We start from the raw sequence: 16,098 nt of genomic DNA, 5'->3' as shown, positions 1-16,098 counted from the left end.
ATGTGACGCGTGCCCTCTCTCTTCCCGGCCCTGACCGACAGCCCGGCCGACGGCCCGGCCGACCGGCCGGCCCTCCGCTTCGGCGAGCGCTCCCTCACCTACGCGCAGCTCGCCGGCGCGGCCGGAGCGCTCACGGGCCGCATCGGCGGAGCCACGCGGGTCGCCGTCTGGGCTACGCCCACGATGGAGACGGCCGTCGCCGTGGTCGCCGCGCTCCTGGCCGGAGTCCCGGCCGTGCCGCTCAACCCCAAGTCCGGCGAGAAGGAACTCGGGCACATCCTGTCCGACAGCGCCCCCGAGCTCGTGCTCACCGCTCCCGACGACCTGCTCCCCGCGCCCCTGCGGGAGCTCACCCGCGTGGACGTCGACGTACAGGCCACCGGCCCGGTCCCCGAGAGCCGCGCGGCGGACGAGGATCCGGCCCTGGTCGTCTACACCTCCGGCACCACCGGTCCGCCCAAGGGCGCCGTCATCTCGCGCCGGGCCCTCGCGAGCACCCTGGACGCGCTGGCCGACGCCTGGCAGTGGACCGGTGACGACGTCCTCGTCCACGGACTGCCGCTGTTCCATGTGCACGGCCTGGTCCTGGGTGTCCTCGGCCCGCTGCGGCGCGGTGGATCGGTGCGGCACCTGGGCCGCTTCACCACCCAGGGTGTCGCCCGCGAGCTGAACGGCGGCGCGACCATGCTGTTCGGCGTGCCGACGATGTACCACCGTATCGCCGAGGCCGTGACGAGCGACCCGGACCTGGTGAAGGCGCTGACCGGGGCCCGGCTGCTGGTCTCCGGATCCGCCGCGCTGCCCGTGCACGACCACGGCCGGATCGCGACCGCGACCGGGCGGCGGGTGATCGAGCGGTACGGCATGACGGAGACGCTGATGAACACCAGCGTCCGGGCCGACGGCGAGGCCCGCCCGGGCACGGTCGGCGTACCGCTGCCGGGCGTGGAACTGCGGCTGGTCGAGGAGGACGGTGCGGAGGTCACCTCGTACGACGGGGAGACGGTGGGCGAGATCCAGGTGCGTGGGCCGAACCTGTTCACCGAGTACCTCAACCGCCCCGACGCGACCGCCGCCGCCTTCACCGCCGACGGCTGGTTCCGCACCGGCGACATGGCGGTGCGCGACCCCGACGGCTATGTCCGGATCGTCGGCCGCAAGGCCACCGACCTGATCAAGAGCGGTGGTTACAAGATCGGGGCCGGTGAGATCGAGAACGCGCTCCTGGAACACCCCGGGGTGCGGGAGGCGGCCGTCACCGGGGAGCCGGACGCCGACCTGGGCGAACGGATCGTGGCGTGGATCGTGCCGGCGGATCCCCAGTCGCCGCCCACGCTGGAGGAGTTGGCGGACCATGTGGCGCAGCGGCTCGCGCCGCACAAGCGGCCGCGGGTCGTGCACCACCTGGACGCGCTGCCCCGCAACGACATGGGGAAGATCATGAAGCGGTCGCTGGCCCATGGCTGAGCGCCTCTCCGCGCGCGAGGTCGTCACCGCCCTCGCCGACGACGCCACCTTCGCCGGACTCCCGGCCCCCGAACGGAAGTCGCGGCCCGACGGCCCGCTGGCCTGGCCGGGCTACGACGACTCCCGCGCTCGTGCCGCCGAGCGCACCGGCGAGCAGGAGTCCGTGGTCTGCGGCACCGCCCGTGTCGGCGGCATCCGGGCCGTGCTGATCGCGTTCGAGTTCGGTTTCCTCGGCGGCTCCCTGGGAGAGCGCACCGGCGACCGGCTGGAGGCGGCGTACGCGTACGCCCGCGAACGGCGCCTCCCCGTGGTGCCCCTGGTGGCGACGGGCGGCAGCCGCATGCAGGAGGGCATGCTCGCGCTGACCCAACTCCAGCGGGTGGCCCGCCAGTCGGCGCTCACCCGGGAGGCCGGTCTCGCGCAGGTCGCGGTCTTGCGCGACCCGACGACCGGGGGCGGCTGGGCCACCCTGGGCGCGGGCGCGGACGTGGTGCTCGCGCTGCCCGGCGCCCAGGTCGGCTTCGCCGGGTCGCGGGTGCGGCCGGCGGACGCGGATCCGGCGGCGTACACGGCGGAGGCGCAGGTCGCGGCCGGGGCGGCGGACGCGGTCGTACGGCCTGAGGAACTGCGCGAGACGCTCGGGCGCTGGCTCCGGCTGCTGACCTGCCCGTCCACCACACCCGCTCCGCCACCCGGGCCGCTCGGTGAGTCCGCGGTGCTGCCCGTCACCGGCTGGGACGCCGTGCGCCGGGCCCGTTCCCCGCAACGGCCTCGTGCCGACGCCTACTTGGATGCCTACTTCACCGAGAGGACGGCCATCGGCGGCGACCGCTGCGGCGGCACCGACCCGGACGGCATGCTGTGCGGCTTCGGCACGCACGAGGGCCGTACGGTCGCGTACGCCGCGCAGACCGGGACCGCGACCCGCCCCGCCGGGTACCGCACCGCCGCCCGGCTGATCCGCCTCGCGGACCGGCTCGGCATCCCGGTGCTGACCCTCGTGGACACCCCGGGCGCGGCCAACGACGCGGAGGCGGAGCGGCAGGGCGCGGGCGCGGCGATCGCCGACCTGTTCGGCGCGGTCGCGAGCGCCCGCACCCCCGTGACCACGCTGGTGATCGGCGAGGGGGGCTCCGGCGGCGCCCTGGCCCTGGCCGCCCCCGGCAACACATGGGCCACGCCCGACAGTTATTTCTCGGTGATCGCGCCGGAGCTGGCCGCCGCCATCCTCAAACGGCCCCCGCGCGAGGTCGAGTCGACCGCGGACCAGCTCCGCATCCGTCCGCAGGACCTGGTGGAGCTGGGGGTGATCCGGGGGACGGTCGGTGGGTGAGTTCCGTGAATGCCCTCCACGCCATCAAGTACCTTCCGTCACAATGGTGCTGCCCAGCGCAATCGGACGACGGGGGTGTCGTGGACGGGTTGGTCGAGTTCAAGACCGATGACGGGGCCGTGGTCGCGGTCGAGGCGGTGGAGGAGCGGTCCGGCTCCCGCCTGGTCTCCCGCGGCGACGGCACGGTTCAGGCGGCCCGCACCTTCGAGGGCGCCCTGGAAGGCGTGCGGGCGGCGGCCGAGTCCGCGCTGCGCGTCTTCCGGGACGGTTCGCTGAGGCCCGACGGCGTGGAGATCGAGTTCGGGGTGAAACTGGCCGCCGAGACGGGCGCGTTCATCGCCAAGGGCACCGCCGAGGGCCACCTGGTGGTCAGGCTGACCTGGTCCCCGGACGCCCCTGGGGCGAGCTCCGCCTCATGAACAGCGCCGAGTGGCACGCCCGGATCGAGTTACGGGGCCGGGTGGCCGGAGCGGGCTTCCTGGTCACCCCGAGCACGGTGCTGACGTGCGCTCATGTCGTGGGCGACGGCGAGGACCTGGCGGTGACCTTCACCGAGCGGCCCGGCACCCCGGCCGTCCCCGCCCGGGTCGTCGCGCACGGCGGCTGGGCCGGTGGCGTCACCGACCCCGGCGACCTGGCCGTGTTGGAGCTGGACCGGGAGATGCCGATGGCCCCGGCCGCGCTGGCCCCGGTCGACGCGGCGCACGGCCCGACCGCCCGCAAGCTCGTCGTCTACGGCTTCCCGCGCGGTTTCGACGAGGGCACGCTCACCGAATGCCGTGTCACGGCACCGCAGTTGATCAGACGGGAGTGGCTCCAGCTGGAGGGCTGGCACCAGGGCGGCCGACCCCTGGCCCCCGGCTTCAGCGGGGCCGCCGTCACCCTGGCCGACACCGGCGAGGTCGTCGGCATGGTCACGGCGGACTCCGGCAGCGGCGAGGTGCGCACCGGCCGGATGATGCCCACCCAGGTCATGGCCCGCTACTGGCCCGACCTGCAGAGCCTGGTCCCCACCTCCGACCACACCAGCGCCGACCGGGCCCGGCTGCGCGCCCTCGTCGAGAAGGCGGCCCGCACCGGCGTCGACTGCGACCCGACGCGGCTGTACACGGCCGCGGCCGACCCGTTCGACCCCCCGCCGCCCGAGGAGGGGTTCGACTCGCTGTGGTCGGCGGCCCTGTTCGTGCTGTGCGAACTCGACGGCCCGGGCGCCGCCCGCACCGTCGCCCGGTTCGCCGACCGGCTCCGGGGCCTGCTGCACGCCCCGGCCGCGGAGCCGTCTGCACCCGACTGGTCGCCGATCCTGGTGGAGCTCGGGCGCAGCGGGGCGGGCGACGGCCTGGTCCGGGTCGAGGTGTCCGCGTACAGCTCGGGGCGGCGGCACCCGGTCGAGTCCGGCACGGTCGAGCGGCACCGGCTGCACACGTACGTGCAGGAGGGAATCGAGGCCGCCTTCCGTCATCTGACGCCCGGCGCGGACGAGTTGGTCGCGTTCGCGCTGCCCCGGGACTGGCTGGACTGGCCGGTCGACCGCTGGGAGAGCGCCCCGGACGACGACACGCCGCTCGGCTGCGTCTACCCGCTGGTCGTCACCGACCACGCCCGCCGCAAGGCCAGCACCCGGCACGTGCTGACCCGGGCGTGGAAGCGCCTGGACTCCTGGCCGGGAGCGCGGATGCACCGGGTGGAGTGCGCAGGGCCGGAGGAACCCGGGCGGCTGCGGCTGCGGCTGCGGCAGCGCGACGCCTGCCTCGCCGGGTTCGGCACCGCCCCGGCCACCGCCCGCACCCGGCCCCAGTTCGACATCTCGCTCACCGCGCCGGCCCCGGTGATCGTGTGGTCGCGAGGCGGCTGCGGCTCCGGGCAGGAGGAGTGCGCCGGAGCCGACGGCTGCACCGGCAAGGCGTTCCTCGACGCGCTCGACGCCCATGTCATGGCCGTACCGCCCGCCGAACTCCCGCGCCATGTCCTCGCCCTGCGCGAGGAGGCGCTCGCCGAGGAGGACCACTGGGCCCAGGGCATCCAGCTGCTCTGGGACGACCCGCGGCTCTTCACCGACCCGCACGCCGTCACCGCCGCGCACGCGAGGTCGCCGGTGGCCTGACCCACCCGCACGCGACGTGCTGCGGGACCCCCGCACGCGACGCGCTTCGAGAAACACCCGCACGAAAACGGAGAGCGGAGACCACTCCCCATGCCGCACTGGTCCGTCTACACCGGCCGCAACGAGCCGCACGACGGCATCGACGATCTGCCCGCCCCGCCGCCCTGGCGTGCCTTCGACGGCGGGCCCGCCGTGCCGCCGCCGCACGACGGCGACGACGCCACGGCCGTCTCCCCCGACCGCGTGCACCGGGCGAAGTCGTACGTCGCCACCGAGGAGAGCGTCCGGCTCGTCAACGCGGCGCTCTGCCTGCGCCGCCCCCTGCTCGTCACCGGCCCGCCCGGCACCGGCAAGTCGTCCCTCGCCTACGCGGTGGCGCGGGAGCTGCGGCTCGGCCCGGTGCTGCGCTGGAACATCACCAGCCGCAGCTCGCTGGCGGACGGCCTCTACCAGTACGACCCGCTGTCCCGGCTGTACGCGGCCCGGGAAGGCCAGGACGGACCCGGGGGTGTCGAGGACCATCTGCGCCTCGGCCCGCTCGGCACCGCCCTGCTCCCCTACGACCGGCCCCGCGCGCTGCTGGTCGACGAGATCGACAAGAGCGACCTCGATCTGCCGAACGATCTGCTGAACGTCCTGGAGGAGGGCCAGTACGAGATCCCGGAACTGGTCCGTGCCGCCCGGCACTCCGGCGACGGCACGGCCGAGGTCCTCGCCGACGGCACGGACACGCCGGTCGCCGTCCGCCGAGGCCGGGTCCGCTGCCGCGCCTTTCCGTTCGTCGTGCTGACCAGCAACGGGGAGCGCGAGTTCCCGCCCGCCTTCCTGCGCCGCTGCGTCCGGCTGAAGCTGCGCCACCCCGGCCGGGACCAGCTCACCCACATCGTCCGGGCCCATCTGGACACGCCGAACGGTGACGCGGACCGCTTGATCAGCCGCTTCCTGGAGCGGGCCGCCGGCGGCGAACTGGCCACCGACCAGCTGCTGAACGCCCTCTACCTCACGGGGGTGGCGGGCCTGGACGCCGAGTCCCGCGACGACCTCGCCGAGCAGCTGATGCCGTACCTCAGCGCGGCGGCCGACGGCGATGGCTTCTGAGGCCGGATCCGGGCCGTCCCCGGTCGCCCGGCTGGCGGCTGCCCTGTCGGCCGCGGGCGCCGCGCCGACACCCCGGGAGATCGCCGAACTGCTGTGGTTGGCAGGGCAGTTGGAGCACCCGGCAGGTGGGTCCCTCGTCGAGGAGCCCCCGGCCGGGCAGCCCGAGACCGGCCGGGCGGCCGCTCCGGAGACCCCCGCCACCGCCCCGCAGGACCCGCCCGGCCCCGGCGAGCAGGCACCCTCCACCCCCGCACCCGCGCACCCCACCGAGCCCCCGGTCCGGGCCGCTCCCGGCCGCGTCCCCCTCCGCCTCCCCGCCCCACGGACCCCGGACGGTCCCCACCACCAACCCGGCGGTGCTGGATCGCCCCTCCTCGCACCCGCACCCCCGATGCTCCCCCACCCCCTCGCGCTACAGCGTGCCCTGCGTCCGCTCCAGCGCAAGGTGCCCTCCCCGCACGCGCGCCTGCTGGACGAGCGCGCGACGGCCGACCGGATCGCGCGGCTCGGTGCCCACCCCGACGTGTGGCTCCCCGTGCTGCGCCCGGCACCCGACCGCTGGCTGCGCCTGAACCTCGTGCACGACACCGGCCCCACCATGCCGGTCTGGCGCCCCCTGGTGAGCGAACTGCACGCGGCGCTCGCCCAGTCGGGCATCTTCCGCACGGTCACCCTGCACCCGGCCACGGCCGACGGCCGGGCCCGCCAGGTCCCCGTCCTCGACGACGGCCGCACCGCCACCCTCGTCGTCAGCGACTGCATGGGCCCGCAGTGGCGCCCGGGCGAGGCGGGCGAACGCTGGTACCGCACCCTGCGGAGCTGGGCCCACCGCATGCCGCTCGCGATGATCCAGCCCCTCCCCGAACACCTGTGGTCCACCACGGCGTTGCCCGCCGAGCCGGGCCTGCTGACGTCCCCCGCCACCGCGGCCCCCACGGCGGCCCTCTCGTTCACCCCGTACGACGCGTCACCGCCCCCGGACCGGGCCCTCCCGCTGCCGGTCCTGGAACCGGGCGCCCCCTGGCTCGCCCACTGGGCCGCCCTGCTCGCCGACCCGGGCGGCGCCCGCACACCCGGCGCGGCGGCCTGGCTTCCGCCCGCTCCCGCACCCCCCGCCGAGCCCGCCCCCGACCTCACCACCGCCTCCCCCGAGGACCTGGTCCTGCGCTTTCGCGCGACCGCCTCCCCCGAGGCCTTCCGCCTGGCCGGACACCTCGCACTGGCGGTCCCCTCGGTCCCGGTGATGCGCCTCGTGCAGCGCACCCTGGACCGCGACGCGCGCCCCCAGCACCTGGCCGAGGTGATCCTCAGCGGCATGCTCACCGCCACCCCCGGCCCACCCGGCTCCTACACGTTCCGGCCCGGGGTACGGGAGTTGCTGCTGCGCTCCCTGCCCCGCACGGCCCGCGGCCGGACCCGGGAGTTCCTCGCCCGGGTCGGGGGCCTGATCGACGAGCGCGCGGGGCTCACGGCCGGCCAGTTCCGGGCCGAGACGGGCGACGGAGAGGGCGCGGCCGGCCCGGCGTTCGCGACGGTCAGCGAGGAGACCGTACGGCGGCTGGGCGGGGCGGACCCGCAGCCCGGCACGGGGGCCGCGGGCCCGACGATCCTCTTCGAGTCCGACGACCTCACCGGCCACCCCGAGGCCCGCATCACCCTCGAGTACGCGGTGCACGAGATGCTCTCCCGCGGCGCGATCGCCCCCCACCGGTTCGACGTACGCGTCCGCGGCAGCGGCTACGACGTCCACACCGAACCCGGCACCTACCTCCTGCCCGTGCTGGTCGCCGTCCTGCGCGGCCTGCCCGAGGTGCTCACCGGACTCGTGGACCCGCCGCCCCTGACCGTCACGTTCTGGGACCGGCCCGTCCCGCCGCCCGGGCCGCCGCCCGTGCCCGCCGGCATCCAGGTGATCGTCTCCCCGGACCTGTACGAGCAGTTCGCCGCCAGTTCGGCCGCCCAGGGCCCCCGGCGCTTCCAGCCCCTCTACCAGGACGGCGCCACGAACACCCCGCCCGTCGCCTGGTACTGCCCGCTGTCCCCCGCCACGACCCCGGTGCCCGAGGCCCGCGACCTGGTGCGGGGCCCCTTCATCACCCGCGACCTGCGCCGGCTCGGCATACCGGCCCCGGGCCGCACTGCCGTCGTCCACACCCGGCCCGACGGCCCGCTGACCCTCCTCGACCCCGCCCGGCCGCACGGCGACGGGAAGCCGCGGCTCGTGACGTACTACGAGGTCGACCTCACCACGCACCAGGCCCACCACCGGATCTCCCTGCCGAGTTCCGGCAAGGCCGTCTTCGCCGCCTCGGTCGAGCTGTCCTGGCACGTGGAGGACCCGGTCGCCTTCGTACGGGCCGAGGTCGGCCGGGTGTCCGAACCGCTCCTCGCCCACCTGCTGGAGGAGGCGGCCCGCATCACCCGCCGGCATCCGCTGCGCCGGGCGGGCGCCGCCCAGCGCGCGGTCAACGCCGGGCTGCGCCGCTGGCCGGTGCCCGGGCTGTCGGTGACGGCCTCGGTGCGACTGGACCGGGAGGGCGCGGCCCTGCCCGAACCGCAGGGGGCCGCTCCCGCGCAGCCTCCGCTGCCGCAGCTCCTCGCCGAGTCCGAGACGGTCCTGGTCGGCTTCGACGGCCCGATGACCCGCCTGTTCTCGGCGGGCACCGCGCGCGAGGCCGTGCTCGGCCTGCTCGCCCTCGTCGACGAGCACCGCGACGCACGGCACGCCCTGCCCGACGCGGTGCGGGAGACGTTCACCCATCCGCTGGACGTGCTCCGTGCGTTCGCGCGGGACCCGGTCGGTCCGCTGCTGCGCGAACGCCTGGACGAGATCGAACTCGGGGCGGTGCCGCACGCCCCGGCGACGCACAACTCCGCGCCCCTGGTCCGCGCCCTGCACGCCTCCGGCCGCCGCGTCTGTGTCATCACGGACGTCTGTGTCCAGGCCGTACCCCGCTATCTGCGGCCCTACGGCGCCCTGCCCCTGGCCGGCGTCCACGGACGCACCGAGGACCTCGCCCTGCTCACCCCGCACCCGGACTGCATGCTGCGCGCCCTCGACGCCTGCGACGGGCCGGCCGCGACGGGCCTGGTGATCGGTTCCACGGTCGCCGAGCTGGCCGCCGCCCAGCGGGCCGGGCTGCGCTTCGTCGGCCTGGCCAGGAACACCACGACCGACCGGCAGCTGCGCGAGGCCGGCTGCGAGACCACCGTGACCTCCCTCGCGCCCCTGCTGGAGGCCGCGCACTCCCTGTGACCGAACGGCGAACCCCCCGTTCGGCGGCACCCCGCCCGGCCCCCCACGAAAGGCGGCCCGGCCCCCTCCCGCGCACGATGCGAAGAAGGCCCGCCGTCCCGGCGGACCCACGTCTGCGAGGCCCGCCACCTGGCGGCCCCCCACGGTCTGTGCTCTCGGGAGGACCTGCCATGACCGCCAGTCTGGAGCAGTTGCGCCGCTGCCACTTCGCCGTCGATCTGGGGGCGGCCCGCACACGCGTCTACGTCAAGGGCGCCGGGCTCGTCGTCGACCAGCCGTCCGCCGCCGCCGTGAACACCCGTACCGGCGCCCTGATCGCGGTCGGCGAGTTCGCCGAGAAGATGACGGGCCGCACCCCGGACTACATCCGGGTGGTGCGGCCGGTCTCCGGCGGCACCGTCGTCGACATCGAGATGGCGCAGCGCATGCTGCGCCACCTGCTCGGCGACAAGATGCGCCGCGGCCTGCGCCGCAAGCCGATCCTGCGCGCCGCGGCCTGCACCCCGCACGACGCCGACCCGCTGGCCCAGCGCGCCGCGATCGAGACGCTCGTCGGCCTGGGCGCGCGCCGCGTGGAACTGGTCGACACGCTCATCGCCGCCGCCGTCGGCTGCGGGCTGCCTGTGGAGCAGCCCGAGGCGACCATGATCATGGTGTGCGGGGCGGCGGCCACCCAGGTGGCCGTGCTGTCGCTCGGCTCGATCGTCACCGCCGAGCGCATCCCGGTGGGCGGGGAGGCCGTCGACCACGCGATCGTGCAGCACCTGCGCCACGAGCACGAGCTGATGCTGCCGAGCCAGTCGGTACGGCCGTTGCAGCTGGCCCTGTCCGGCAACGGCCTCACCGCGCAGGGCCCGGCCTCCACGGAGATCCACGGCCGGGACGTCGCCACCGGCCTGGCCCGCTCCGTCCAGGTCGACACCGCCGCCGTGCGGGACGCCATCCAGACGCCGCTCACCGCGGTCCTGGACGGCATCGGCAAGGTGCTGCGGTCCTGCCCGCCCGACCTGGTCGCCGACCTCGCCGACCGGGGCATCATGATGGTCGGCGGCAGCGCCCTGCTGCCGGGCCTGGACCAGATGCTGCGACAGGCGACGGGCATGCCGGTGCACATCGCCGAGCGCCCGGACGTGTGCGCCGTGCAGGGTCTCGGCGCGATGCTGGAGGGCAGGATCGCGCCGCTGGCGCTGGACCCGCTGAGCAACTGAGCACCCGAGCACCCGAGCACCCGAGCACCCGAGCGTCGGACACCGGTCAGCGTGCGAACCAGCAGCGCACGGTCGTCCCGCTGTCGCTCCGGTGCACCCGCACCAGGTCGGCGATCAGATTGACCAGCAGGATCCCGCGCCCGCCGCGCTGGTCGCGGGGCACGGGCCGGCGTCCGGCGAGGATGTCCGCGAGCCGCCCCTCGTCGCGCACCTCGCACACCACGTACCCGTCCTCGGCCCACACCCGCAGCACGCCGGAACCACCGCCGTGCACCACGCTGTTGGTGGTGAGTTCGGCCGTGGCGAGGGCCAGGTCGTCCAGCTTCACGCCGACCAGGCCGAGCCGCGCGCCCTCCCCGACGGCGACGTGCCGGGCGTGGGGGAGCGAGTCGGAGACGAAGGAGAACGTCAGCGCGTCCCGCACGGGCGCCAGCGGCTCGTTGTAGCGGCTGACGACGTCCCCGGGGGCGTACGCGTCGTTGTCCCGGGCCGTGCGGGTGCCGGGGTGGATGACGGTGGGGTGGGTGGCGTACGCGTCGGCGACCATGTGCTCGGGCAGCCGCGCCACGTCGTACGGGCACATGATCGTCGCCGTACGGCCCTGGAACGCGGCGTTGATGAGCGCCTCGTGCTGGGCGCAGGCCGGGTACTCGGTGTCGGAGCGGCCCGCCCAGACGGGCTCGCCGATGATCCGCACCCGGCGGCCGGCGGGCTGGGCGTCGGCGAAGGCCCGCAGCACGCCGGGGATGATCCGCCCGGGATTGCGTCCGGCCTCGCGCATGTCCAGCAGCCGCACGGCCCCGGCGGCGTCCCCCAGCGCGTCCTTGATCAGGGCGAGGTTCTTGCCGGGCACGGCGACGGCGACCGGCTCGCCGGCGTCCAGGCCGTCGTGCACGAACGGCAGGGTGCCGTCGAGGTACTCCTGCTCGTCCCGGTAGAAGAACGCGGGGTGGGCGAAGGGGGCGAGGGGCCCGAAGGGCTCGGTGGCGGCAGCGGTCATGATGTCGACACCTCGATTCCCCTCTGGTCGGGCCACAGCAGGTCCAGCGTGCGCCGCAGGGCGGGCGGCGGCCTGCGCACCACGAACCGCCGGCCGTCCCGGAGCTGCCCCGCGGCGGCCGCGAGCGCGCCGGCGCCCGCGACGTCGACGAACGTCACGCCGGACAACTCCAGGTAATACACGTCATCGTCCTCGCGAACAGCCTGTTCCAGTACGCCTTCCCAGATCGCGCGGGTCGTCAGACCGACCTCTCCGGCCGCCCGGACGCCCCGCCGCCCGGCCAGCGGGAACACGGCGAGGCCCGGCTCCGGACCTCGGGAACCGGTCTCCGACAGCTGATGCCGAGTGTTCAAGGCCCTCTCCCGATGCTTCCGGACCACAGCGCACGTACCCGTACGACGAAAGCTCATTCCCTCAAAGGGTGTGTAGTACGCCGAACGGCGGGCAGGCGCACCTCACACCGACGTCCACGGGGGGCGAGTGACGTCGTGCAGTCCGGCGAGACGAACACGACCGACGAGGACCGACAAGGCGGTGACATGACCTCAGCGGCATCACCACATCTCACGGGAGGACCGGAGACCCTGGTCATCTGCGGCCGCGTCGACGCGGACCGCGCCGAGCTCACCCCGCGCGGCGAGCTCGTCCACGGCTGCGCGGACATCCTGGCCCGGGCCCTGGCGGGCCTGCCGGCCACCGTCGCCCGGGTCGACCTGGACATGGCGGGCGTGCACTTCATGGACACGGCCGGTCTGCAGTTCCTGGACGTGCTGGCCGACCACGGGCGGCGGCGGTCGCTGACGGTCACGGCGACGAACTGGAACGGCCAGCCGCGCCGGATCCTGGAGCTGGCGGGCCTGGACACGACCGACCCGCTGACCGGTCTGGCCGTCACGGACCCGCTTGCCGCCGCGCCGCCGACCGCCCCCGCCTCCTCGGCGGTCGCCCTGGAACGCGCGGAGTGCCTGCACGTGCTGCAGGAGGAGGTCGAGCAGCTCCGCCAGGCCATCGCCTCCCGCCCGGTCATCGACCAGGCCCGGGGCATCCTCATGGCCACGCACGGCTGCACCTCCGACGAGGCGTGGCACATCCTGCGGGAGACGTCCCAGCTGTCGAACACGAAGCTGCGCGATGTCGCGGCGGCGGTTACCGCGAGCGCGGAAGCGGACGGCCCCCCGCCGTCCCCGGAGCTGCGCACGGCACTGCACCGGGCTGTCGCCAGGCGCCGCCGGGGAACCGGCAAGGCGACATAGGCGCGGCACGACGGGGCACCCGTATCTCCCCGACCACCCAAGGGAGTTACCCGTGATCGTCGCAGTCGTCATCGCCGGGTGCGTGCTTCTGGCCGTGCTCGCCTTCCTCGTCCCCCGTCTCTCGCGCCACCCCGAACGCGGCACCCAGCGTTCACTCGGCGCCGGTGCCCGCGCCGGCGGCAAGGCACCCGGCGTCCTGGGCAGGCTCTTCAGCAAGCCCTTCCACACGAGCTCCCGCGCGGTGAGCCGCAGCGGCTCGGCCGGGCGCCGCACGCGGGGCCGTATGCCCTTCTGACCCGTCGGCCGGACGGCGCGCCCGGCATGCTGATCCGGTACACAGGGCAGGCAGAAGGAGACCTTCTCGATGGGAACCGCTGTGCATGTCCCGCAGACGCGGGACATGATCGGGGAGGAACTCTCCGGTGACGAGGCGTTCACCGCGCTGCGGCGCTACGGAGGCCGTCGGCTCCTCGTCGACGCCTTCACCCGGTTCCGCTACGCCGACGGCTTCAGCAACTCCCGCTCCCTCGCCTTCCAGGTGGTCCTCGGCATGGTGCCGTTCACCATCGCCCTGGTCGGGGTCGCCACCACCGTGCACACCGAGAGCGTGGGGCGGATCATCGAACTCACCCTCGGCCGGATCGTGCCCGGCGCCAGCGCGGAGCTGATCGAGGACGCCCTCGACGGCACGGAGCGCAGCGCCGGTTCCGGCGTCTGGAGCGCCGTCGCCATGTGGCTGGGCCTGGCCTTCGCCGTGCTCAACCTGGCCTCGGCGATGGCCCAGGTCGAGCGGGGCGCCAACCGCATCTACGGGATCGAGCGCGACCGGCCCTTCCTGGCCAAGTACGGCCGCTCCCTGCTCCTCGCCTTCGCCGCGGGCATGCCGATGGTCCTGGGGTTCCTCGTGCTCGTGGCCGGTGACGCGGTCGGCGGTGCGGTGGTGGAGGCCCTCGGCTGGTCCGGCACCTGGCTCGACTGGTGGGGCGCCCTCGACGTGCCCCTGGGCGTGGTGCTCGCCTGGGTCGCCTCGGCGGTGATCTTCCGCTGGGCTCCCCGCCGGGACCAACCGGGCTACACCTGGCTGGCGTTCGGCTCGGCGGTCCACCTGGTGCTGTGGACCACGGCCACCTGGCTGCTCGCCCTGTACGTCGCAAAGAGCGGTTCCTTCGGCGCTGTGTACGGGCCGCTGACGGCGTTCGTGGCCCTGCTGCTGTGGGCCAACCTGACCGGTGTGGTCCTGTTCCTCGGCATCGCGTTCGCCGCCCAGCTCGAGGCGGCCCGGGCCGGCATCACCGAGGCCGTGCGCCCTGACCCGGGTCCGGGCCCGTGACGTCCGGCGCTGACGCGCGCCCGGCCCCTGTGATCACCGCGCAGAACCAGGACGTATCGTCCTGGGTGTGAGCGACGTGCCCCCCGCGACCGCAACGCCGGCAGACCGAGAAGCGACCTCCCCCACCCCCGGCCCGGCCCAGCCCCCGGTGACCGGCGACGACCCGGCCCTGCGGACGGCGTACCGACTGTGCCGCCGCCGGACGAAGGACGAGGACCCGGCGGAGTACGCGTTGATCCAGCTGGTGCCCACGCCCCTGCGCCCGGCGCTGTACGCCCTGTGGGCAGCCGCCAACGCCCTGGACGACCTGGGCGACGACCGCACCGCGCCCGCCGCCGAACGGGCCGCCCGGGTCGGGGCCTGGATCACCGCCCTGCACCGCGAACTGCCCACCGGCTCCAGCCCGGACCCGGTCCGCCGGGCCCTCGTCGACACCGCGAACCGCTGGCGCCTGGACCTGTCCGAGCTGCGGGACGCCATGGCCCAGGTCCAGGACGACACCGCCGGCAGGCACTTCACCGACTGGGCCGAGTGGCGCACCTGGGGCCGGGACAACCTCCTGCCCTGGTTCGGCCTGGTCCGCACGGTCTTCGACCGGGCCGGTGTCCCCGTGGCCCTGCGTCTGGACACCCGGGAGGCCTACGAGGAGTTCCTCGACGGCGTACGGCTCACCGACATCCTCACCGACCTGGCCGCCGACCTCGCCCAGGGCGACCTCCTGCTGCCCGCCGAGGCCCTCGACCTGCACCCCGGGTCGGCGGCCGACCTGACGCGGCGCCGCTGGAGCCCCGCGGTCGCCGCCCTGGTCACGCACCTGACCGGCCTGGCCCGCCGCTGGGTGAGCCAGGAGTCCCTCACCCGCGGGATGCACCCCGGCCCCGCCACGGTCCTGCACACGATGGCCGCCCTGCTGCGCGCCCAGCTCGACGCGATCGACGCCGCCGGTCCGGCCCTGCTCCGCACCGCGCCCCGGCCCGCACTGCGCACCCGGGTCCGCATCATCGCCCCCGCCCGGACCCGCGCGGCCCTGGCCTGGAGCCTGACCCCGCTGACGGTGCCCCCACCGCAACGCCCCGGCACCCACCGCCCGGCGGCGCCCGACCGGCCGGCATCCACCACCGGCACCCACCGGCTGCCGCCGCCCCACCCGAGCGGCGAGCGGCCCCCCGAGATCCCGCCCGGTGACCTGCCCGCCCACGTCGCCGTGATCATGGACGGCAACGGCCGCTGGGCCCAGCAGCGCGGTCTGCCCCGGCACGAGGGCCACCGCGCCGGTGCCACCGCGGTCCGCGAGGTGGTGCACGGCGCCCTGGACGCCGGCCTGCGCCACCTGACGCTCTACACCTTCTCCACGGAGAACTGGCACCGCGATCCGGAGGAGGTCGACGCGATCCTCGACCTGCTGCGCCGGGAACTGGCCGAGAACCCCTTCCGCGACCTCGACGTCCGGCTGCGCTGGCACGGCCGCGCCGGCCGCCTGCCGCCCGACCTGGTCGACATCCTCCATCTGCGCGAGCGCACCACCCGTGCCCGCACCGGCCTGACGCTGACGATGTGCATCGACTACGGCGGCCGGGACGAGCTCACCCGCACGGCCGCCGCCCTGGCCCGCGGGGCCCGGGAGGGCCGTCTGGAGCCGGACCTGATCGCCGAGGACGACTTCGCGCGGCACCTGCCCCTCCCGGACATGCCGGACGTGGACCTGCTCTGGCGCACCGGAGGCGAACAGCGCGTCTCCAACTTCCTGCCCTGGCACACGGCCTACGCGGAGCTGCACTTCACCCCGGGCCTCTGGCCCGACACCGACCGCCGCGACCTCTGGCAGGCGCTCACCGCCTACACCCACCGCCGGCGCCACCTCGGCGCGACCCCGGCCGCATCCGCTGCCGACGGGCCGGCAGCAGCCCGCATCTCCACGGCCCCTACCGCGGGGCCGGGCGGGTGAACCGGGTGCGCCGGCCCGACGGTCCGCGTCTCATCGGACGCGTGGCCTCCAACCCACCGGCAGCGGATTCCCCTTCCACCGCTCGGAGGCTGCGCCATGCTCTC

At 75.2% G+C, this 16,098-nt stretch carries 13 protein-coding genes; 11 read left to right on the top strand and 2 right to left on the bottom strand.

Translation table 11 applies throughout. The features are described from left to right. The first annotated feature begins 9 nt into the window (after positions 1-9). The 7 genes from BJ965_RS26565 (at position 10) to BJ965_RS26535 (ending at position 10,466) form a co-directional block, all read left to right on the top strand. Positions 10-1,467, top strand: coding sequence for an acyl-CoA synthetase (locus BJ965_RS26565; protein WP_184911603.1), 1,458 nt, complete (start codon positions 10-12; stop codon positions 1,465-1,467). Beyond that, positions 1,460-2,800, top strand: coding sequence for a carboxyl transferase domain-containing protein (locus BJ965_RS26560; protein WP_184911601.1), 1,341 nt, complete (start codon positions 1,460-1,462; stop codon positions 2,798-2,800). The genes BJ965_RS26565 and BJ965_RS26560 overlap by 8 nt, the downstream gene beginning before the upstream one ends. A gap of 80 nt (positions 2,801-2,880) precedes the next feature. Further along, on the top strand, positions 2,881-3,219 hold the full coding sequence (locus BJ965_RS26555; protein WP_184911598.1) for a CU044_2847 family protein: 339 nt from the start codon (positions 2,881-2,883) through the stop codon (positions 3,217-3,219). Then, positions 3,216-4,904, top strand: coding sequence for a VMAP-C domain-containing protein (locus tag BJ965_RS26550; protein ID WP_184911596.1), 1,689 nt, complete (start codon positions 3,216-3,218; stop codon positions 4,902-4,904). The genes BJ965_RS26555 and BJ965_RS26550 overlap by 4 nt, the downstream gene beginning before the upstream one ends. A 90-nt stretch (positions 4,905-4,994) precedes the next feature. Further along, positions 4,995-6,002 (top strand): AAA family ATPase, encoded by a 1,008-nt coding sequence (locus tag BJ965_RS26545; protein WP_184911594.1) that lies wholly within the window; start codon positions 4,995-4,997, stop codon positions 6,000-6,002. Continuing rightward, positions 5,992-9,258: an SAV_2336 N-terminal domain-related protein gene (locus BJ965_RS26540; RefSeq protein WP_184911591.1), complete on the top strand. Its 3,267-nt coding sequence runs from the start codon at positions 5,992-5,994 to the stop codon at positions 9,256-9,258. Before BJ965_RS26545 ends, BJ965_RS26540 begins: the two co-directional genes overlap by 11 nt. Before the next feature lie 170 nt (positions 9,259-9,428). Continuing rightward, the gene (locus BJ965_RS26535; RefSeq protein ID WP_184911589.1) at positions 9,429-10,466 is read left to right on the top strand and encodes a rod shape-determining protein; all 1,038 of its coding nucleotides are present in this window, start codon (positions 9,429-9,431) and stop codon (positions 10,464-10,466) included. Between the two features lie 46 nt (positions 10,467-10,512). On the opposite strand, the gene BJ965_RS26530 is transcribed toward BJ965_RS26535, so the two are convergent. Beyond that, positions 10,513-11,466 carry an anti-sigma factor RsbA family regulatory protein gene (locus tag BJ965_RS26530; RefSeq protein WP_184911585.1) on the bottom strand — a complete coding sequence of 318 codons (954 nt, stop codon included), beginning with the start codon at positions 11,464-11,466 and terminating at the stop codon, positions 10,513-10,515. Next, positions 11,463-11,819 (bottom strand): STAS domain-containing protein, encoded by a 357-nt coding sequence (locus tag BJ965_RS26525; protein ID WP_246546041.1) that lies wholly within the window; start codon positions 11,817-11,819, stop codon positions 11,463-11,465. Before BJ965_RS26525 ends, BJ965_RS26530 begins: the two co-directional genes overlap by 4 nt. Before the next feature lie 186 nt (positions 11,820-12,005). Here BJ965_RS26525 and BJ965_RS26520 point away from each other — a divergent pair, with 186 nt between their 5' ends. The 4 genes from BJ965_RS26520 to uppS all read left to right on the top strand — a co-directional run bounded on the left by BJ965_RS26520 (position 12,006) and on the right by uppS (position 15,994). Then, positions 12,006-12,719, top strand: a complete 714-nt coding sequence (locus BJ965_RS26520; RefSeq protein ID WP_184911579.1) for an ANTAR domain-containing response regulator — start codon at positions 12,006-12,008, stop codon at positions 12,717-12,719. A 52-nt stretch (positions 12,720-12,771) separates the two neighbouring features. Beyond that, positions 12,772-13,014: a DUF6411 family protein gene (locus BJ965_RS26515; RefSeq protein ID WP_184911576.1), complete on the top strand. Its 243-nt coding sequence runs from the start codon at positions 12,772-12,774 to the stop codon at positions 13,012-13,014. Between the two features lie 69 nt (positions 13,015-13,083). Then, positions 13,084-14,049 carry a YihY/virulence factor BrkB family protein gene (locus tag BJ965_RS26510; RefSeq protein WP_184911573.1) on the top strand — a complete coding sequence of 322 codons (966 nt, stop codon included), beginning with the start codon at positions 13,084-13,086 and terminating at the stop codon, positions 14,047-14,049. A gap of 67 nt (positions 14,050-14,116) precedes the next feature. Then, positions 14,117-15,994 (top strand): polyprenyl diphosphate synthase, encoded by a 1,878-nt coding sequence (uppS, locus tag BJ965_RS26505; RefSeq protein ID WP_313667075.1) that lies wholly within the window; start codon positions 14,117-14,119, stop codon positions 15,992-15,994. The last annotated feature ends 104 nt before the right edge of the window (positions 15,995-16,098 follow it).

This window comes from Streptomyces luteogriseus (assembly GCF_014205055.1).
Classification (GTDB): Bacteria; Actinomycetota; Actinomycetes; order Streptomycetales; family Streptomycetaceae; genus Streptomyces; species Streptomyces luteogriseus.
Note: the sequence above shows the minus strand (reverse complement) of the source record. Positions and strands in the feature narration are given on the sequence as shown.